The organism is Selenomonas sputigena, assembly GCF_026015965.1.
GTDB lineage: Bacteria > Bacillota > Negativicutes > Selenomonadales > Selenomonadaceae > Selenomonas.
Genome location: NZ_CP110383.1, coordinates 2,397,455 through 2,416,783 on the forward strand (window position 1 = coordinate 2,397,455; position 19,329 = coordinate 2,416,783).

At 59.9% G+C, this 19,329-nt stretch carries 16 protein-coding genes; 12 read left to right on the forward strand and 4 right to left on the reverse strand.

The window, feature by feature from the left end:
• Positions 1-27 precede the first annotated feature (27 nt).
• Entirely contained in the window at positions 28-672 is a 645-nt protein-coding gene (gene deoC, locus OL236_RS11470) for a deoxyribose-phosphate aldolase (protein ID WP_265070720.1), read from the forward strand.
• 132 nt (positions 673-804) lie between these two features.
• On the opposite strand, the gene OL236_RS11475 is transcribed toward deoC, so the two are convergent.
• Both OL236_RS11475 and OL236_RS11480 read right to left on the reverse strand, forming a co-directional pair.
• The gene (locus OL236_RS11475) at positions 805-2,286 is read right to left on the reverse strand and encodes an ArnT family glycosyltransferase (RefSeq protein WP_009645301.1); all 1,482 of its coding nucleotides are present in this window, start codon (positions 2,284-2,286) and stop codon (positions 805-807) included.
• Positions 2,287-2,376: 90 nt separating this feature from the next.
• Positions 2,377-2,913 (reverse strand): nitroreductase, encoded by a 537-nt coding sequence (locus OL236_RS11480; RefSeq protein ID WP_009645395.1) that lies wholly within the window; start codon positions 2,911-2,913, stop codon positions 2,377-2,379.
• 376 nt (positions 2,914-3,289) lie between these two features.
• On the opposite strand from OL236_RS11480, the gene pyk reads away from it, so the two are divergent.
• The 8 genes from pyk (at position 3,290) to OL236_RS11520 (ending at position 10,529) form a co-directional block, all read left to right on the forward strand.
• Entirely contained in the window at positions 3,290-4,708 is a 1,419-nt protein-coding gene (gene pyk / locus OL236_RS11485; protein WP_009645298.1) for a pyruvate kinase, read from the forward strand.
• 210 nt (positions 4,709-4,918) lie between these two features.
• Entirely contained in the window at positions 4,919-5,119 is a 201-nt protein-coding gene (gene rpmE, locus OL236_RS11490; RefSeq protein WP_006193323.1) for a 50S ribosomal protein L31, read from the forward strand.
• 129 nt (positions 5,120-5,248) lie between these two features.
• Positions 5,249-6,193, forward strand: coding sequence for a DUF1385 domain-containing protein (locus OL236_RS11495; RefSeq protein ID WP_198003312.1), 945 nt, complete (start codon positions 5,249-5,251; stop codon positions 6,191-6,193).
• Positions 6,194-6,205: 12 nt separating this feature from the next.
• Positions 6,206-7,273 (forward strand): peptide chain release factor 1, encoded by a 1,068-nt coding sequence (gene prfA, locus OL236_RS11500; RefSeq protein ID WP_009645265.1) that lies wholly within the window; start codon positions 6,206-6,208, stop codon positions 7,271-7,273.
• On the forward strand, positions 7,273-8,148 hold the full coding sequence (gene prmC / locus OL236_RS11505; RefSeq protein WP_009645342.1) for a peptide chain release factor N(5)-glutamine methyltransferase: 876 nt from the start codon (positions 7,273-7,275) through the stop codon (positions 8,146-8,148). The genes prfA and prmC overlap by 1 nt, the downstream gene beginning before the upstream one ends.
• A 94-nt stretch (positions 8,149-8,242) precedes the next feature.
• Entirely contained in the window at positions 8,243-9,376 is a 1,134-nt protein-coding gene (locus OL236_RS11510; RefSeq protein WP_037369511.1) for an L-threonylcarbamoyladenylate synthase, read from the forward strand.
• Positions 9,377-9,422: 46 nt separating this feature from the next.
• A complete protein-coding gene (locus OL236_RS11515) occupies positions 9,423-9,770 on the forward strand; it encodes a DUF2442 domain-containing protein (RefSeq protein WP_265070721.1) in 348 nt (115 codons plus the stop codon).
• Positions 9,771-10,100: 330 nt separating this feature from the next.
• Positions 10,101-10,529: a MarR family winged helix-turn-helix transcriptional regulator gene (locus tag OL236_RS11520; protein ID WP_265070722.1), complete on the forward strand. Its 429-nt coding sequence runs from the start codon at positions 10,101-10,103 to the stop codon at positions 10,527-10,529.
• 174 nt (positions 10,530-10,703) lie between these two features.
• Here the strand turns inward: OL236_RS11520 and OL236_RS11525 are convergent, their stop codons facing one another.
• On the reverse strand, positions 10,704-12,899 hold the full coding sequence (locus tag OL236_RS11525) for a PTS transporter subunit IIABC (protein ID WP_265070723.1): 2,196 nt from the start codon (positions 12,897-12,899) through the stop codon (positions 10,704-10,706).
• Between the two features lie 251 nt (positions 12,900-13,150).
• On the opposite strand from OL236_RS11525, the gene OL236_RS11530 reads away from it, so the two are divergent.
• From OL236_RS11530 to OL236_RS11540, 3 genes are all read left to right on the forward strand, one after another.
• Positions 13,151-14,833, forward strand: coding sequence for a carbon starvation protein A (locus OL236_RS11530; protein ID WP_265070724.1), 1,683 nt, complete (start codon positions 13,151-13,153; stop codon positions 14,831-14,833).
• Between the two features lie 255 nt (positions 14,834-15,088).
• The gene (htpX, locus tag OL236_RS11535) at positions 15,089-15,958 is read left to right on the forward strand and encodes a zinc metalloprotease HtpX (protein WP_265070725.1); all 870 of its coding nucleotides are present in this window, start codon (positions 15,089-15,091) and stop codon (positions 15,956-15,958) included.
• A gap of 222 nt (positions 15,959-16,180) precedes the next feature.
• Positions 16,181-17,533, forward strand: a complete 1,353-nt coding sequence (locus tag OL236_RS11540) for an MFS transporter (RefSeq protein ID WP_265070726.1) — start codon at positions 16,181-16,183, stop codon at positions 17,531-17,533.
• Between the two features lie 71 nt (positions 17,534-17,604).
• On the opposite strand, the gene OL236_RS11545 is transcribed toward OL236_RS11540, so the two are convergent.
• A complete protein-coding gene (locus tag OL236_RS11545) occupies positions 17,605-18,999 on the reverse strand; it encodes a methyl-accepting chemotaxis protein (protein WP_265070727.1) in 1,395 nt (464 codons plus the stop codon).
• Between the last annotated feature and the right edge of the window lie 330 nt (positions 19,000-19,329).

Consider the following 19,329-nt stretch of genomic DNA (forward strand, 5'->3'; position numbering starts at 1 on the left):
GGAGATTTTGTATAGGGAGGAAAGCTTATGGAGTTGGCAAAGTATATTGACCATACACTGCTTAAGACGGATGCGCAAAGGGCGGATGTGATGAAGCTCATCGAGGAGGCGAAGGCGTATCATTTCGCTTCGGTCTGCGTGAGTCCGATCTGGGTATCGTATGTGTCTGAAGCGCTTCGAGATACCGGGATCAAGACGTGCACGGTCATCGGCTTTCCGCAGGGGGCGACGCCGTCCGCGGTCAAGGCATTCGAGACGAAGCAGGCGGTCGCGGACGGCGCGGACGAGGTCGACATGGTCATCGCGGTCGGCAAGCTCAAGGACGGTGACGACGCTTATGTGAAAGCGGACATCGAGGACGTCGTTCGAGCGGCGAGAGGAAAGGCACTGACGAAGGTCATCATCGAGACATGCCTCCTGTCCGACGAGGAGAAGCGCCGCGCATGCCTTTTGGCGAAGGAGGCAGGAGCGGACTTTGTCAAGACGTCGACGGGATTTGCTGCAGGCGGCGCAACGGCAGCCGATGTGAAGCTCATGCGCGAGAGCGTGGGAGAGGCGATGGGTGTTAAGGCGGCGGGCGGCGTCCGAACCCGAGCGGACGCCGAAGCGATGCTTGCCGCCGGAGCGACACGGCTCGGCACATCGAGCGGCGTGAAGATCGTCGAGGGATAAGAAAAGAGACGAGGCAGAGGTCTGCCGTTGTCAGGCAGGCATGCATTGCCGCCTTTCGCTAGAGTAAAAAACAGCCCTGCGGTGCGAGCCGCAGGGCTGTTTTTTTCCGTAGGAAGCGCTATAGAGCTGCGCCTATTTCACGTTCGATATATGCCAAAGCTCGTCCTTCTCGTTGCTGCCGCATAGTGTGAACTTACGTTCGTCGATGTCAGCGTAAGCGGCAAACTCCTCTTTCACAGGTGTTTCTCTCGGGCACAGGACGTAGAATTCGCTGAGTGCTGAAAGATCCTCGATGGCGTAAAAGGGCATGATGTTCGTCGCCGTCCACGTGCCTGGCTTTGGTGCGTTTCGCTCGACATCTTCACGTGTCTTCAACAGATATATGGTCTTGTCCGAATAGAACGTGCAGCCGACGCTGTATGTGTGCTCGCGGTAGCTCATGACGGGTATGTGCGCGGGAAGATCGTGCACGAGAGCAGCGGCGGGTGCGCCGCCTCTCTCTCGGCACATGGGAACGGCGACGAGGACGAAGAGGGTCAGATAGAAGACCCCGAAGGCGACGATGAAGATGCTCATGCGCTTCCTGTCGAAACCGCCGAGGAGGCGCGCCGCTAGGATGGCGATGGGGAAGACCGAAGGGAAGGTGTAGGTCGGATATTTCGTTGCCATGCATTGATAGACGAGAATCGTGCCGAGCGCCCAGACGAGCAGGAAGAGTGTGTCCTTTTCCGCGAAGGCGCGGCGAAGGGCGGCTTCTCGCTCTTGCCAGATTTTTTTTGCCGTACACCAGACGAGCGGCAAGGACCATGGGAAGAAACTCGCGAGGAAGATGAGGATGTAGTAGTACCAAACATTCTGTCCAGGATGTTCGGAGACGGTCGCGCGCAGGAAGTTATGCGTGCCGAAGAACGTCTCAAGGAAGACTGCGCCGTGCAGGCTGTACATGGCATAGTACCAACTGCCTCCAACGAGCAGGAAGAGAATCATGCCGCCGCCCCAGTGAAGGTGAAGAAGCTCCTTCGCATCCTTTCGGAGCACGAGGTAGACGGCAAGCAGGAGTCCCGGCAGCAAAAAGCCGATCGGCCCCTTCGTGAGGACAGCGAGTCCTGCGAAGAAGAAGGCGGCGTAGTAGCGCACACGTTTTCCTGATTCGTAGCCGAGGTAGAACGAGACGAGCGTAGCACTCATGAAGAAGAAGAGCGTCATGTCCGTGATGATCGCCTTGCCGACATACCAGAAGCCGACGGAGCTGGCGAAGAGTCCGCCCGCAAGAAGGGCCGTCCGATGTCCGTAGAGGCGGCGCGCAAAGAAGTAGAGAAGCGTGAGGCTCAAAAGCCCCATGACGGCGCTCGGGAAGCGCAGCGCGAACTCATTGACGCCGAAGATGAGACATGAGGCGATCATCTCCCAATAGAAGAAGGCGGGCTTGTCGTACCAATAGTTGCCGAAGATACGCGGTGAGAGGTAGTCGCCGGAGGCGACCATCTCCTTCGCTGTCAGCGCGTAGTTCGATTCGACGGGATCGGTGACGGCGAGACTGCCGTTTGCTGCCAGCAAGATGATTGCCCCGAAGATGAGCAGGAGCAAGAATTCCTGCTTCTCACGTTTGACCATGATCGTATTTCCTCCATTCAGCGAGTCTTGGATGTTTTCCCTGCGGCAGGCTGGGGGATCGTGCCGGGATGGCCGTCTAGTTTGCGATTCCTAACTGATGTAGGATATGCGGCTCTCGTTGCGCGGCTCGGGATCGGACACGTCGCCTGCGGCGTAGCCGAGCGCGAGATGGCCGATGCCGACGTATTGGCCGGGGCGGAAGAATATGCCGGCGCGCGAGAGAATCTCCTGCCCGAGAGGCTGTTCGAGTTCTTCCTTGGCGCGGTGAATCCAGCATGTATGGATGTCGAGTGATTCGGCGGCGAGCATCATCGTGGCGATGGCTATGCTGCCGTTGCACAAATAGTTCACATCGTCTTTGTCCGCGATGACGAGCAGGATGACAGGCGCACCGTAGAAGGGGTCGAAGCCCTTCTTCCAATGGCCGATCTGACAGTTCAGTTCAACGAGTTTTTCACGCATGACCTTGTCCGTGATGACGATCGTGCGCACGGATTCGCTGCCCATGCTGCGCGGCGCATACAGCCCCGCCTCGACGATGTCGCGCACGATGTCGGCGGGTGGCATTGTCGGCAGGAAAGCGCGCACGCTGCGCCGCTTCTTGATCGTTTCCATGACTTCGTTCATCGTTGTGCCTCTTTTCTTGCAGGATGATAATTCTTCTTTGGGATGATTGTCTTGATTTTCTTGCGTCATTATAACATAGTTTTCGATGTTATGCGACTATTGGGGGTGGAAAAGGGAATTCTTGGGAAGTTTTAAGGGAAAGGGCTTGTCGGACGTGGGAAAAAGGATTCGTAGCCCAGCAGAGCTGGACAACGATTTCTAAGATTCGCCTGCGCCCTTTGGGCTTGCCGGACGTGGGAAAAAGGATTCGTAGCCCAGCAGAGCTGGACAACGAAATCTAACATCCGCCTGCGCCCTATCGGGCTTGTCGGACGTAAGATTTCGTAGTACAATAAAAGCATGAAAATATCTTGTATGCATGGATGGAGGATGAAGTATGCTTAACAAGAAGACGAAGATCGTTTGCACGCAGGGGCCGTCTACGGATGCGCCGGGCATGGTGGAGAAGCTCATTGAGAACGGCATGAATGTCGCGCGCTTCAACTTTTCGCATGGTACGCATGACGAGCATTTGAAGCGCATCAACCGCGTGCGTGAGGCGGCGAAGAAGATGGGGCGCGTCGTCTCTCTGCTGCTCGACACGAAGGGGCCGGAGATGCGCCTCGGCGAATTCAAGGACGGCTCGGTCATGCTCGAAGCGGGAAAGCCGTTCGTGCTGACGTACGACGACGCACCGGGCGATGAGACGAAGTGCTCGGTCAATCACAAGAAGCTCTACACGGAGGTCAAGCCCGGCGACAAGCTGCTCCTTTCCGACGGACTCGTCGAGCTGAAGGTCGAGAAGATCCAGAGCAAGGACATCGTGACGACGATCTTGAACTCGGGCAAGATGAGCACGAGGAAGCGCGTCGCGGCGCCGGGAGTTCCCCTCGGGCTGCCGCCGATCTCGGAGCAGGACAAGAATGACATCCTCTTCGGCATCGAGCAGGACATGGATTTCATCGCAGCGTCGTTCATCCAGCGCGCTGATGACGTGAAGGAGATCCGCAAGCTGCTCGAAGAGCACAACGGCAGGATGGAGATCTACCCGAAGATCGAGAACCTTGAGGGCGTGAAGAACTTCGACTCGATCCTGGAGGTCTCGGACGGCATCATGGTCGCGCGCGGTGATCTCGGTGTCGAGATTCCGGCCGAGGATGTGCCTCTGATTCAGAAGGAGATCATCGCGAAGTGCAACAAGGCGGGCAAGCCTGTCATCGTCGCGACGCAGATGCTCGAATCGATGACGACGAATCCGCGTCCGACGCGCGCCGAGGCTTCGGACGTCGCGAACGCGATCCTCGACGGCACGGACGCCATCATGCTGTCGGGCGAGACGGCGAGCGGCGATTATCCGGCGGAAGCGGTTCAGACGATGGCGACGATCGCGCTTCGCACGGAGTCCTCGCTGCATTATAAGAAGATGTATCAGGGCACGGGTCTCGAAGACCTCAAGTCGCGCACGCGTGCGGTCGCCCATGCGACGGTGCAGATGGCGATGGAGCTGGACGCCGACGCGATCATCACGCCGACGGTCAGCGGCTATACGGCGCGCATCATCTCGCACTACCGCCCGAAATCCCTCATCGTCGCCTACACGCCCGATGCAAAGGCGATGCGCCAGCTCAATCTGCGCTGGGGCGTCTACCCCATCAAGGCGGCGGGCATCTGGCCTGACGAGGGCGAGATGATCGCGAACGCGACGGCGGCGGCGGTCGAAAAGGGCTGCGTCGAGCGCGGCGATCTGACGATCATCACGTCGGGCATCAAGTCCGAAGAGGGCAATACGAACGCGATCCGCGTCTACACGATTTAACCGCGTTCCACAGCGGCCTTTCGCTCCTGCGCGTGAGAAAGTTTCTCGCGATTTTCGCTTGCGGCGTACGATAGGCTGTGCTATAATGATGGAACGGCGGGCGTATGCCCGCAAAAGGCTTTGACCCAGCGATGGGGGAAGGTCGGACCAAGCGAGCGCATAGTTCGCTTGAATGCATTACCCGTCTGGGAAAAAGTGAGGTGTATAGGAATGAAGGAAGGGCTTCATCCGGAATTCTTCGAGGCGACGGTGACGTGCGGCTGCGGCAACACGTTCAAGACCGGGTCGACGAAGAAGGAACTGCGCGTGGATGTCTGCTCGAAGTGCCACCCGTTCTTCACGGGTCGTCAGCGCGATGTCGCTGCCGGCGGACGCATCGAGAAGTTCAACAAGCGCTACGGCAAGCAGTAAGGTGCTGGGGCAGGGCAGAAATGCCCTGCCTCTTCTTTATGTGATACAAAAGAGTTTTTCGCAGGCGAGCCGCTGCTGTTTCGCCTGCGAAACAGGATATGAGGAGGAAATTCTTTGGACGAAAAACTCATGGTCGGCGGGCAGGCGGTCATCGAGGGCGTGATGATGCGCGGACCCGCTCGTTCGGCGACGGCAGTGCGCACGCCCGACGGCAGGATCTCCGTCGAGTCGAAGGAGGTGCGCTCCTTCTCCGACCGCTTCCCCGTCTTTAAGAAGCCATTCCTGCGCGGCACGGTCGCGCTCGTCGAGTCCCTCGTCATCGGCATCCGCTCACTTTCGTGGTCGGCGAAGATGGCGGGCGAGGAGGAAGAGCAGCTCTCCGACAAGGAGCTGGCGGGCACGATTGCCGTCGCCTTCGTGCTCGCCGCCGTGCTCTTCATCGCATTGCCGACGGGAGCGGCGAAGCTCTTTCATGCGTGGTCGGACGATCCCGTCTTTTTGAACCTCGCCGAGGGCTTCTTGCGCCTCTTCATCTTTCTCGCCTATATATGGGGCATCTCGCGCATGAAGGACATTCAGCGCGTATTCCAGTACCACGGCGCGGAGCATAAGACGATTTTCTGCTTCGAGGCGGGGCTTCCGCTGACGGCGGAGAACGCGCAGAAGTTCGAGCGCTTCCATCCGCGCTGCGGCACGTCGTTCCTCCTGATCGTCATGCTCGTCTCCATCTTCGTTTTCGCCTTCCTTGGCTGGCCCGATCTCTGGCTGCGCATCGTGAGCCGCATCGTGCTGCTGCCCGTCGTCGCGGGGATCTCCTACGAGGCGATCCGCCTGGCAGGCAGAAGTAAGAACACTTTTGTGCACGCGCTCTCTCTGCCCGGACTTTGGCTGCAGCGGCTGACGACGCGCGAGCCGGACGCTTCGATGCTCGAAGTTGCGATCGAGTCGCTGAAGGCGGCGCTGCCCGAGGATAAGATTCCTGCGGGAAGCGCCGATTATCGCAAGACGGCGGATTCGGAAACGGCTGTGTACGAAACGCCTGCGGCTGCTTTTGCTGCGGGCGAGGGAAAGTGAGGAAGATGCGACGTGCTGGACAAGCTCCATGCCGTAGAGGAAAAATATCGCGAGCTTGAGTCGCTGATCAGCGATCCGGCGGTGCTTGCCGACATGCCGAAGTGGCAAAAGCTGAGCCGCGAGCACGCACAGCTCGCTCCCGTCGTGGAGAAGTACCGCGAGTACAAGAAGGTGCGCGAGGGGCTTCTTGAGGCGAAAGCGATCTTCGACGACAATCCCGACGCGGACATGCGCCGCCTCGCCGAGGACGAGATCGCCGAACTGCGCCCGCGCTTGGAGGCGCTGGAGCATGAGCTGCCGATCCTCCTTTTGCCCAAGGATCCGAACGATGCGAAGAACGTCATCGTCGAGATCCGGGGCGGCGTAGGCGGCGAGGAAGCGGCGCTCTTCGCGGGCGACCTCTTCCGCATGTACGCACGCTACGCCGAGCGGCGCGGCTGGCGCGTCGACGTCATCGACAAGAACGCGACGGAGATCGGCGGATTCAAGGAGATTTCCTTTTCCGTCGACGGCGCGGGCGCGTACAGCTTTTTGAAGTACGAGAGCGGCACGCACCGCGTGCAGCGCGTGCCCGTCACGGAGTCGAGCGGGCGCATCCACACGTCCGCCGTGACGGTCGCGGTTTTGCCTGAGGCCGAGGAAGTTGAGGTCGAGATCGCGCCCGCCGACCTTCGCATCGATACGTACTGCGCTTCGGGCGCGGGCGGCCAGTACGTCAACCGCACGGAGACGGCGATCCGCATCACCCATCTGCCGACGGGCATCGTCGTGCAGTGCCAGGACGAAAAGTCGCAGCTCAAGAACAAGGAAAAGGCCATGCGCGTCCTGCGTGCGCGCATCTTGGAGGCGGCGCGCGAGGAGCAGGCGGCGACGGTCGCCGCCGACCGCAAGAGTCAGGTCGGCTCGGGCGACCGCAGCGAGCGCATACGCACCTACAACTTCCCGCAGGGGCGCGTGACCGATCACCGCATCGGTCTGACGCTGCACAAGCTCGCGGCCGTGCTCGACGGGGACTTGGATGAGCTTCTGGCCGCGCTGATCACGGCGGATCAAGCGGAAAAGCTCAGGCAGGCCCAGTGATGGCGCACGAAGTCTGGACGATCGGCTCGATCCTCTCGTGGACACAGGGCTACTTCACGGAAAAGGGCATCGAGACGCCGCGCCTCGATGCCGAAGTGCTTCTCTCGCATGTGCTCAAAAAGGAGCGCATATACCTCTACGTCCATTTTGACGAGCCGCTGGAAAAGGAAGAGCTTGCGGCGTTCCGCAAGGCGGTCGCTGAGCGTGCGCGGCGCGTGCCGACGGCCTACATCACGGGCAGGCGCGAGTTCATGGGGCTGGATTTCGCCGTGTCGAGGGCGACGCTGATTCCGCGTCCCGATACGGAGATCCTTGTGGAAGCGGCCATCGAGAGATTGGGACGGCTGGCAGAGAATGGGAGAAAGCCCCTGCGTTTCGCTGACATCGGCACGGGGACGGGCGCGATCGCGCTCTCGGTGCTCAAGTACGCTTCGGAAGACGTCGCGGCGGATGCCGTCGACATCTCGGGCGCGGCGCTCGCCGTCGCAAGAGAGAACGCCGAGCGGCTGGGACTCTCTGCGCGCGTGCATTTTTATGAGGGTGATCTTCTCGCGCCGCTTTCCCATGCGGCATACGATGCGATCCTCTCGAACCCGCCCTACATCCCCGACGCCGACATCGAGCGCCTTGCGCCCGAAGTGCGCAGCTATGAGCCGATGACCGCGCTCAAGGGCGGTGCGGACGGTATGGACTTCTACGCGCGTCTTGTCGAGGCGGCGCCGCAGCATTTGCTGGCGGGTGGCTTCCTCGCCGTGGAGGCGGGCATCGGTCAGGCGCAGAAGATTCGCGCCTTGGCGAAAGAGCCTTGGGGCGATGTCGAGATCTTGCCGGATCTCGCGGGCATCGAGCGCGTCGTCGTGCTGTGGAGAAAATGAGGCTGCGCCGCGCAAGCGGCGCTTTTTGCATGTGATTTTCGCACCGCTTCCGGAAGGTGCGAGGGCGTGTGCGGTTCGCCGGACAGGGGAGGAAATGTCTGTGTTTTCAACAAAGGTTCTGCCGCCGACAGCAGCCGCCATCGAGGAGGCGGCGCATCTTCTTCGTGCGGGCGAGGTCGTAGCCTTTCCGACGGAGACGGTCTACGGACTCGGCGCGAACGGCTTCGACGCCGCCGCCTGCACGAAGATCTACGAGGCGAAGGGGCGGCCTTCGGACAATCCGCTGATCCTGCACATCGCGCACCGCGCCATGCTCGACGAAGTGGCGCTCGACGTGCCCGAGATGGCGGAGCATCTTCTGGCGGCATTTGCGCCCGGGCCTCTGACCTTGGTGCTGCGCCGCCGCGCCGCTGTGCCCGATCGCATCACGGGCGGCCTCGCGACGGTCGGCGTGCGCATGCCGGAGAATGACGCCGCGCTCGCCCTGATTCGTGCAACGGGCTTTCCTCTGGCCGCGCCGAGCGCCAACACGTCGGGCAGGCCGAGTCCGACGACGGCGGAGGCGGTGCTCGAAGACCTCGCAGGGCGCATCCCGCTGATTCTCGACGGCGGCCCGTGTCGCTTCGGCGTCGAATCGACGATCGTCGATGTGACGGGCGAGGCTGCCGTCATCCTGCGTCCCGGCGCCATCACGCGCGAAATGCTCGAAGAGGTCGTCGCCGACGTACGGCTCGACCCGGGACTCGCCGCGCAGGAGCGTGCGGCGCAGATGAGCGTCAGCGCGGTGTGCCCTGCGGCGGCGAACGGCGCGGAAGCAGGGGAGACGGCTGACGTGCATACGGTCGCCGCCGCACCGCGAGCGCCCGGCATGAAGTACACGCACTATGCGCCGCGAGCGCCGCTGACCTTGCTCGCCGCCCCGCCCGCTGACTTGCCCGCCGCCTTTCGCGCGGCGCTCGCCGAAGCGGCGGGCAAGTCGGTCGGCCTCATCGTGACGGATGAGACAGCGGCGGCGCTTGCAGGCGAGGCGGAAGAAGACTTTGTCGTGCGTCTCGGTGCGAGAAAAGACGTGCGTGCCATCGCCGCGCATCTTTACGAAGCCCTTCGCGCCTTCGACGAAAAAAAGGTTGACTTCATCCTCGGCGAAGCGCTCGACGAAAGCGGCTTGGGACTCGCCATCATGAACCGCCTCAAGAAGGCCGCAGGGTATCGGATTCGCCGCTTTTGAACGGCATGTGATATAATGGGGACAAGTGAATGAGGAGGGGATAATCATGGACAGCCGATTCATGCCCGAGGTGCTGCAGGCCGTGCCGGGCGACGGATATGTCATCTATGCGTATTTCAACGACGGCACCGTGCGCCGCTACGATGCGGCGAAGCTCGTGCAGAAGGGCGGCGTCTTCGCGCGCCTCAAAGAGCGCGCATTCTTCACCGCCGCCCTGACGGTCATGAACGGCACGGCGGCATGGGACGTCACGGGGACGCGCGATGCGGCGCAGTGCATTGATATAGATCCGTTCGTCCTCTATGAGTCTCCTGTCGTACCCGACCCGTTGGAACGCGCGCATACCCCAGGAGATCATGCTTGTGCGATGAAAGTTGATGCTGAAAACACCTGAAATTATAGGGAGTAAAAGCAAAGTTGCCCCATCTGTCTGTGTCTTTGGTTTGATTTCTTGGACTTTCACGCTAATTTTAGAGGAGCGTAAACTACACGCACAAACGTCCACTTTGTGGACATTGTGCGCCGCCCTTACAGAAGCCTAGCCAATCGGTCTGCACCTTCGGCTTGACCTCTTGGGGCTTCATGGTAAAATTTTGTGGGACAAGGTGGATTTTCTTGGAAAACCGTAGTATAATACTACTTAGAAATAGCGCTTTTTCGCTGATGTGGAAAAAGTGGAATTTTAGAAATGGGCATTATATCCTACTGCAGGGGAGGGTCTGTTTTGCAGCCAAGCGATATGGGAACGATCATTGCTTTGATCTATCGGTACAGCCAGAGTTACTTTAACGAGAAGTTGAAGAAGTATGGTCTGGGCAACGGACAGTATGTGTTCTTGCTGCACCTTCTCGACCATGAGGGAATCAATCAGGAAACCTTGGCGCACATGGTGAAGATCGACAAGACGACGGCGGCGCGCGCCGTGGCGAGACTCGTCCATGCCGGCTATGTGAGCCGCACGGTCAGCGACAAGGATCGCCGCGCCTATGTACTGCGCACGACGGAGAAGGCGCAGACCGTGAAGAAGGCGTTGAAGAAGACGATGGATGACTGGTACAAGATCTTAGTGCAGGATTTCTCCCCGGAGGAGTGCCGCCAATTCGACAGGTTGGTGAAGCAGGCCGTAGAGAACGCCGCAGCGCAGGAAGTTTGATGCCATTGAAAAGCCCCGAAGAATCGCATGCGATTCCTCGGGGCTTTTCGTGTATTTTGCGTATGATTCCAACCTTTCTTTTGCTATTATAGATTTTCGTGCATGGATGTCAAGCGCGCCCGTGGAAGGGAGCGCTCGGCGTCCCTTTGTCTTTCAGTGAATCTTTGATTTGGCTCAGCAGCTGCCGACCTCGTCGAGCGCCTTGGCTTCGCCCGTCTTCGTGAGGTTTACGGCTCTTCCTTCGCCGAGTCCCGTGAAGATGACGAGGCAGGCGTCGGACTTTGCATGTTCCTTGATGTAGGCGTCGTCGAAGGTCATGAGGCGGTCGCCTTTCTTTACCTTCTGTCCGCCTTCGACGAAGACCTCGAAGCCCTGCCCGCCGAGTGCGACGGTATCGACGCCGATGTGCAGCAGGTATTCCGTGCCGTCAGCGGCCTTCATGCCGATCGCGTGCTTCGTGTCGAAGACGAAGACGACTTCGCCGTCCTCGGGCGCGTAGACTGTCTCTTCCGTCGGGTAGACGAAGTAGCCGTCGCCCATCATCTTGCCCGCAAATGCCTCGTCGGGCGCTTCCTCGATCGGATGCACCGTGCCTGCGACAGGCGTGAAGAGCGTGTGTGCGGCAGTTTCACCGGCAGACGCTTCCTGCGCGCCCGACTCTTGTGCCGAGGTGTTTTTCTCAGGCACGTTTGTCGCAGAAGCTTTTTCCGTCGGCTCTGCAGCGGCCATCGCTTCCGGCTCGACGTCGGGGGCTGTTTCGAGGTACGTCTCAAGATTCGACTTGATGACGGCGACCTGCGGGCCATAGATGACCTGCACGCCCGTGCCCTTGACGATGACGCCGACGGCGCCCGTCGCCTTTAAGAGCTTCTCGTTGACGAGTGAGGAATCCGCGACCGAGCAGCGAAGGCGCGTCGCGCAGCAGTCGACGGAAGTGATGTTCCTCTTGCTGCCAAGGCCGCGCGCGATTGCCGCGCTCTTGGCATCGGATGCGCCCGCGCCGGACGCTGCTCCCGCCGCGCCTTGCTGCGCCTGGTAGTCAGCCTTCGAATAGAGCTTCGTCTCCTCGTCGTCGTCCTCGCGGCCCGGCGTCTTGAAGTCGAAGTGGCGGATCATCCACGAGAAGATGAAGTAGTAGAGGAAGAAGTAGACGACACCGACGGGAATGATGTACATCCAGCCCGTCTTCGCCTCTCCCTGCAGGATGCCGAAGATGAAGAGGTCGAGGAGACCGCCCGAGAATGTCAGGCCGACGGCGATGTTGAGGATGTGCGCGATCATGTAGGCGGCGCCTGCGAGCGCGACCTGCACGGCGAAGAGCGCGGGTGCGACGAAGAGGAAGGAGAACTCGATCGGCTCGGTGATGCCCGTGAGCATCGAGGTCAGAGCCGCCGAGAGCAAGAGGCCGCCCGCGACCTTCTTCTTCTCGGGACGCGCACAGCGGTACATAGCGAGCGCCGCGCCCGGCAGGCCGAAGATCATGAAGATGAACTCGCCCGAGAAGTAGCGCGTCGCATCCGAGCTGAAATGCGTGACATCGGGCGAAGCGAGCTGGGCGAAGAAGATGTTCTGACCGCCCTGGACGAGCTGGCCGTCGATCATCATCGAGCCGCCGACGCCCGTCTGCCAGAACGGCAGATAGAAGACGTGGTGCAGGCCAAAGGGGATCAGAGCGCGCTTGATGATGCCGAAGATCAGCGTGCCGATGTAGCCCGTGCCCGTCACGAGGCCGCCGAGCGCGAAGATGCCCTGCTGGGCGAGCGGCCAGACGAAGTACATGGCGATGCCGACGAAGAGGAAGACGATCGTCGAGATGATGGGCACGAAGCGTGAGCCGCCGAAGAACGACAGCGCGTTCGGCAGCACGATCTTGTGGTACTTGTTGTGCAGCCAAGCGACGCCGATGCCGACGATGATGCCGCCGAAGACGCCCATCTGAAACGAGAGGATACCGCAGCTCGGCGCGATCGTGCCTTCGAGCACCGAGGGCGCGATCGTTCCGTCCGCAAGGATCTGGCCGCCGATTTTCAGCATGGCGTTGCACGCTGTGTGCATGACGAAGAAGGCAATCATGGCAGAAAGCGCCGCGACCTCCTTCTCCGCCTTCGCCATGCCGATGGCGACGCCGACGGCGAAGATGATCGGCAGATTGCCGAAGATCGTGCTGCCCGCGCTCGCCATGATGGAGAGAAGCGCGTGAAGCGGCGTTCCTGCACCGAGTACGGCGGTAAGTCCGTACGTCTCGATGGTCGTGGCGTTCGTGAACGACGCGCCGAGCCCCAAGAGTATGCCAGCGATCGGCAGGATGGCGACGGGCAGCATGAAGCTGCGTCCGACGCGTTGGAGTACACCGAAAATTTCGTCTTTCATGACAGCGAAAACCTCCTTTCCGGGGAATTGCTGGATTCATCCATACCTCCCCAACAGAAGAAATATTACGTTTTGATTATACCGCAAAGGGAAGAAGATTGTAAAGGTGGGAATGTTAAGAAGAATCGTTGATTTTGATATCTACTGGGAAAGTTTACAAGTTGACACTTTACAAGTTGACACATAAGGCAAAGCGTGCTATATTATCCTTCATACCTATTCATTCATTTTTTAGGAAAGAAGGATTCATCATGAATGCACTGATGCTTGTCGGGTGCGCCATCGCTGTCTTTCTCGCCGCCTACACTATCTACGGACGGTGGCTCGTGAAAACGTGGGGCATCGACGAAACCGCCGCGACGCCGGCGCAGAGATTCGAGGATGGGCAGGACTACGCGCCTGCCTCGCGCTTCACCGTCTTTGCGCATCAATTTTCCTCCATCACGGGCGCAGGCCCCGTCACGGGCCCCATCATCGCCGCCATGTTCGGCTGGCTTCCGGCGTTCCTCTGGCTGCTTGTCGGCGGCGTCTTCTTCGGCGCGGTGCAGGATTTCAGTGCGCTCTATGCGTCGGTGCGCAACGAAGGGCGCTCGATGGGCATGCTCATCGAACAGTACATCGGCAAGACGGGGCGCCGTCTCTTCCTGCTGTTTTGCTGGCTCTTCACGCTGCTCGTCATCGCCGCCTTCGCCGACATCGTCGCGAACACGTTCAACGGCTTCGGCAAGGACGGCAGCCTCGCCGTACCGAATGCAGCGGCGGCCTCGATCTCGATGCTCTACATCTTCGTGGCGATGGGCTTCGGACTTTTCATCCGCCGCATGAAGCCATCGGGCGCAGTGAAGTTTTTTGTCGCCATCGCGCTCATCGTCGCCATGCTCGCCGTCGGTATTTCTTATCCGCTCTACTTTGATGCGACGGTTTGGCGCTACGTCGTCTTTGCCTACTGCTTCATCGCCGCCGTCCTGCCCATGTGGTTCTTGATGCAGCCGCGTGACTACCTGAGCGTCTTCCTGCTCCTCGGCATGGTCGCGGGCGCCGTCCTCGGCGTGCTCATCACCAATCCTGTCATCGAGATGCCCGCCTTCGTTGCCTTCGAGGTCAAGGGGCAGTCGCTCTTTCCAATCCTCTTCATCACGATTGCCTGCGGCGCTGTCTCGGGCTTCCACAGCCTCGTTTCTTCAGGCACAAGCTCGAAATCCATCGAGAACGAGCGCGACATGCTGCCCGTTGGCTACGGCGCCATGCTCGTCGAATCGCTTCTCGGCGTCGTCGCCCTCGTCATCGTCTGCTCGGCGGCGACGGGCGAGCATCTGCCGGACGGCACGCCGTTCCAGATCTTCGCGGGCGCTGTCTCGGGATTCTTCGTGGAGTTCGGTCTGCCGAAGCATGTCGCCGCCTGCATCATGACGATGTGCGTCTCGGCGCTCGCCATGACGACGATCGATTCCGTCGCACGCATCGGACGCATGTCCTTCCAGGAGCTTCTCGCCCCGTCGGAGGGCGAGGCGGAAGGCGCTGCCGCGAAGCTCCTGCGCAACAAGTACGTCGCGACGGCAATCACGCTCGCTCTCGGCTATCTGCTGTGCCTCGCGGGCTACATGAGCATCTGGCCGCTCTTCGGTGCGGCGAACCAGCTGCTCGCATCCCTCGTCCTCATCTCCATCGCCGTCTTCCTGCGCACGACGGAACGCAAGGGCTGGATGCTCTACGTCCCCATGACCTTCATGTTCCTCGTCACGATGTCGGCGCTCGTCATGAGCGTCTATGGCATCATCGGCAAGCTTATGAACGGTGGTTTCGTCTTCTTGGTCGACGGGCTGCAGCTCCTCCTCGCGCTCGCACTGATGACGCTCGCGCTTCTGGTCGTCAAGCACTGTGCCGCTGAACTCGTCACGGGCAAAGCCGAGCATGAGGCGCGTACCGATATGTGACGGATTGACGAAAACAGCTTGTCAGGATCCTGCTCCTCTGCTATAATAGTCCTATGGGAATCTCTGATAAATTCAGCCCCCGTCTTCACATATCTGGGCGACCTCATTTTATCAGCGCTTCCTATATCTTCCAGAGGAGCAGCCGCGATTCTGCGGCGTCCGCCGGACGCACGGTGCGCGGCATATATGCAAGCGAGACCTTGTCCCGTAGCCGGGGTGGGGTCTTTTTCGTATAGGGAAAGGAGAGTCTTCTCTATGAATACGATAAAAACAACGATCTTGATGGCGCTCATGATGATCCTTCTCGTCGTCTTGGGCGGCGCGATCGGCGGCAAGGGCGGCGCGATGCTGATGTTCGTCGTCTCTTTGGCGATGAATTTCTTCTCCTATTGGTTCAGCGACAGCATCGTGCTCCGCATGTACGGCGCGCGCCCGCTGACGGAGAGGGAAGCGCCCGAGCTTTATCATCTTGTGGCAGATCTTGCCGCGCGCGCGGGTCTGCCCATGCCGAAGGTCTGTCTGGTCGAATCTATGACGCCGAACGCCTTTGCGACGGGGCGCAGTCCTTCACACGCCGCCGTCGCCGTCACGCGCGGTATCGTCGGCATGTTGAGCCGCGAGGAGCTTTCGGGCGTGCTCGCGCATGAGCTTTCGCACATCAAGCACCGCGACACCCTGATCTCGACGATTGCCGCCGCTATGGGCAGCGCGATTTCCATGCTTGCCTACATGGCGCAGTGGAGCGCGATCTTCGGCCGCTCGGACGACGACGAGGGCGCAGGCGGCATCGTCGGCACGCTTCTCGCCGTCCTCGTCGCACCGCTCGCGGCGACGCTCATTCAGCTCGCGATCTCGCGCTCTAGAGAGTACGACGCCGACAAGTCGGGCGGCGAGATCTGCGGCAATCCGCGCTATCTCGCGCGGGCGCTCGAAAAGATCTCCGGCACGGTACAGTCCATGCCGCCGATGCGCGAGGCCGAGGCGCAGCCTGCGACGAGCGGCCTCTTCATCGTCAACCCTCTCGCCGGCTCGCGCCAGGCCTTCGTGAACCTCTTCTCCACGCACCCCGCGACCGCCGAGCGCGTCGCCCGACTCGAAGAGCAGGCGCGGCTTCTGGGGCGGTGACGGATTGCCTACCGTCAGCCGGATGTGCTGCAAGCAGCAGGAAAGTTGTAACGATACCGTGTAAGATACGAGAAGAGCCCTCAAGCTGGAAGTCTTGGGGGCTTTTTGTTGTGTCAGCAGAATTCCTACAAGAAAATCAGATTTTTTCCGCTACTTTTCCCGTTCTCTATATGAAATAATACTGAGCAAGAACATTTCGATTCCAAGAAAGGAGATTCATTCATGCTTGCTTTCCTCAACAAAATTTTCCTCACGGCGCCGGATGCGCCGCCCATGCAGGATGCGGAGAAGGCGAAGAGCATCTTCTACAGCCTGCGTTGGCGCGTCTTCGCTTCCATCACGATCGGCTACGCCTTCTACTACATCATCCGTCAGAGCTATTCCGTCATCAAGAAGCCGCTCCTGGCGTCGGGCGCGGTCGATCCCACGCAGGTCGGCATCATCGGTTCGATCTTCTTCGTAACGTACGGTCTTGGCAAGTTCACGAACAGCTTCCTCGCCGACCGCATGAACAACAAGCGGTTCTTCGCCTTCGGTCTCTTCATGTCGTCCGTGACGATGGCGGCGATGGGTCTCGTGAACTCGTTCGTGCCGCTCGCCGTGCTCTGGGGCATCAACGGCTGGTTCCAGTCCTACGGCGCAGGGCCGTCGATTGTCTCCTTGAACCAATGGTTCAGCAACCGTATGCGCGGCACGCTTTACGGCGTCTGGTTCACGAGCCACAACCTCGGCTCGTCGTTCGCCTACTTCGCGATCGCGGCCATCGTCAGTGCCTACAGCTGGTCGATGGGCTTCATCGCGGCCGGCCTCATCTCGCTCGTCGGCACCATCTTCATCTACCTCGGCATGAGCGACCGTCCCGAGACGCGCGGCTTGCCGAATGGCGCTGTTCTCTACGGCGAGAAGACGCAGGCGCAGGTCGATGAGGAAAAGACGCGCTCCGTCGGCTCGATGCAGTGGAACGCCGTCGTCAAGAACCCCGCCGTCTGGATTCTCGGTCTCTCATCTCTTTGCGTTTACATCGCACGCTACGCGGTCGAGAGCTGGGGCGTCGTCTATCTGACGAGTCATAAGGGCTACGACATCATGGGTGCGGCGGGCGTCATGGCGTACATGCAGGTCGCGGGCATCTTCGGCGCACTTCTCTGCGGCTGGATCTCCGACCGCTTCTTCCACTCGAAGCGCAACATGCCGGCGCTCATCTACGGTCTTCTCTACACGGCTTCGATCGCGGGCTTCGTCTGGGCGCCGCAGTCGTTCTACATGGACCTCTTCTGCATGACCTTCTACGGCTTCACGATGGGTGCGCTCGTCTGCTACATGGGCGGTCTCATGGCAGTCGACATCGTGCCGAAGCGCGTCACGGGCGCGGCGATGGGCATGATCGGTCTCCTGTCTTACGCGGGCGCCGCGATCCAGGAGTTCGTCACGGGCAAGCTCATGACGATCACGACCGTCGGCGGCGAGAAGATCTACGACTTCGGCTATGCCACCGAATTCTGGGTTGGCGCAGCGCTCCTCTCGACGCTGCTCGCACTCCTCGTCTGGAACGCGAAGCCGCAGGACGAAGCGTAAATTACGGGAAATAGCAGAGCCGCCCTCTGGAAGCGAGAATGCTTCCAGAGGGCGGCTCTTTCTGTATACGGTCACATGGCCTTCAGTTGATCCAAGGCGCCTAGGACTTCTTCAGAAACGCTTTCGATTTCCGGCAGGAGGCTTCGCACCTTGTATTCGTTGTGACTGTTGTAGGCGTCGATGGCTTCGGCGCAGAGCTTGTGGAAGCGTGCGTGCGACGCGTCGAGATTTTCAAATACAGGCGTGCCGCCGTACTTTGTGCGCCCTTCGCCCGAATACCATTGACCGAGGCGGCATGTTTCATGGTTAATGACATCGGCGGAGTTGAGCTGCAGGTTGCCGAGGAGCATCTGGTTGATGCGCGCGAACCAGATCAGATGGTCGGTCCTGGCGAGGTCTAGGAGCTCATTCGAGGTGAGCGAGAGGCCGTTCTTGAGGAAGTTCGTGCGCACGGTGCTCGATTCCATGAGCACATGGAAGAGCCCTGTGTTGCATTCTTTTGACTCGTTCTTCGCCGTGTGCATGTTGTCTACCGCCTGATTCAGCGACGCCGTCATCTCCTCGAAAGACGCCGACTGCTGCTCTGCGAACGGCGCGAGCTTTTCCATCGCCGTACTGATGTCCGTGAAGGTGTCGCGGATTGCGCCTGCCTGCTGCTCCGTCGCCTCTATGTTCTCCGAATTCTTCGTGAAGGTTTCGTCCATCGAGTCGAATTGCCCGCCGAGGTTCTTGACCTCGCTTTGGATCGACGTGAGCTGGGCGCGGATCTCCTCGACCGACTCTTTCGACTGTACGGCGAGCTTTCGGACTTCTTCAGCGACGACGGCGAAGCCGCGCCCGTGTTCGCCCGCACGTGCCGCCTCGATGGAGGCGTTGAGGGCGAGCAGGTTCGTCTGCTCGGAAATGCCGTTGACCGTCGCCACGAGCGTGTTGATGTTCGCCGTCGAACTCGTCAGCTTCTCCATGCGCTGCACCATGAGGCTGATGCTCTCGCCGACGACCTTGTTGCCGGCAGACATCTCCATGATCGTCTCGCCTGCTGCATTCATCGTAGTCTGTCCCGAATTCGTCTGATCGGCGATCTCGGTCGACATGGAGGCGATGTCGTTGATCGACTCCGCCAGAGTGCGTATGACGCTCATGACTTCCTGCACTCCGCTCGCGATGTCCGTTAAGTTGAAGGACAGCTTGTTGAGCATGATGGAGGCATGAATCTGGCTTGCGAGGCTGTTGTTCAGCATCAGCGTGATGTCGTGCGCCTGCTGTTCCTGCTGTGCGGCGAAAGCCTGCAGAGCTGCCGCCAAGGGCTGCAGGGAGGCATCCCTCACCTGGGGCGGCGGGGTTTCGAGCTTGCCCGAGGCAAGCGTCTTCAGATATTGCTCCAATCTCCGAATGTCGTCCGCCGCTCCCTGGGATTGTGCAGCGGCGGGCATGGCTGTGGCTTTCTCTTTCTGAAAGAAGCCCATGATACACCAACCTTTCTCTTCCGATTTTCTCGGATGGGTTTCTTCGGGAAGCGCTGATGGATGCAAGCCATCGCCTTGGTGCTACCAGTGTTCCATAAGCAAAGACTCGTGCCACAATTCTTCTCCTTTCTTGCTCTATCGTTAAAAAACAATTTCTGGAAAAGGTTCTTTAGGGAAGAATATATAGGACGATTCTACATCTTATATACGAAGAAAAGACCTAAGAAACTTTTTGCACAGGAGGGAGATATATCCTCCTTTTCTGCTGCATGTATGCCCGCGAGACGCAAGAAGAAACTTTCGTCGGATAAAAGTGTCGAAAGATGCCAT

Excerpts from the sequence above, each read along its gene's own strand:
- deoC (WP_265070720.1), top strand. The coding sequence starts at position 28 with ATGGAGTTGGCAAAGTATATTGACCATACACTGCTTAAGACGGATGCG.
- OL236_RS11475 (WP_009645301.1), bottom strand. The coding sequence starts at position 2,286 with ATGGTCAAACGTGAGAAGCAGGAATTCTTGCTCCTGCTCATCTTCGGG.
- OL236_RS11480 (WP_009645395.1), bottom strand. The coding sequence starts at position 2,913 with ATGAACGAAGTCATGGAAACGATCAAGAAGCGGCGCAGCGTGCGCGCT.
- pyk (WP_009645298.1), top strand. The coding sequence starts at position 3,290 with ATGCTTAACAAGAAGACGAAGATCGTTTGCACGCAGGGGCCGTCTACG.
- rpmE (WP_006193323.1), top strand. The coding sequence starts at position 4,919 with ATGAAGGAAGGGCTTCATCCGGAATTCTTCGAGGCGACGGTGACGTGC.
- OL236_RS11495 (WP_198003312.1), top strand. The coding sequence starts at position 5,249 with ATGGTCGGCGGGCAGGCGGTCATCGAGGGCGTGATGATGCGCGGACCC.
- prmC (WP_009645342.1), top strand. The coding sequence starts at position 7,273 with ATGGCGCACGAAGTCTGGACGATCGGCTCGATCCTCTCGTGGACACAG.
- OL236_RS11510 (WP_037369511.1), top strand. The coding sequence starts at position 8,243 with ATGTCTGTGTTTTCAACAAAGGTTCTGCCGCCGACAGCAGCCGCCATC.
- OL236_RS11515 (WP_265070721.1), top strand. The coding sequence starts at position 9,423 with ATGGACAGCCGATTCATGCCCGAGGTGCTGCAGGCCGTGCCGGGCGAC.
- OL236_RS11525 (WP_265070723.1), bottom strand. The coding sequence starts at position 12,899 with ATGAAAGACGAAATTTTCGGTGTACTCCAACGCGTCGGACGCAGCTTC.
- OL236_RS11530 (WP_265070724.1), top strand. The coding sequence starts at position 13,151 with ATGAATGCACTGATGCTTGTCGGGTGCGCCATCGCTGTCTTTCTCGCC.
- htpX (WP_265070725.1), top strand. The coding sequence starts at position 15,089 with ATGAATACGATAAAAACAACGATCTTGATGGCGCTCATGATGATCCTT.
- OL236_RS11540 (WP_265070726.1), top strand. The coding sequence starts at position 16,181 with ATGCTTGCTTTCCTCAACAAAATTTTCCTCACGGCGCCGGATGCGCCG.
- OL236_RS11545 (WP_265070727.1), bottom strand. The coding sequence starts at position 18,999 with ATGGGCTTCTTTCAGAAAGAGAAAGCCACAGCCATGCCCGCCGCTGCA.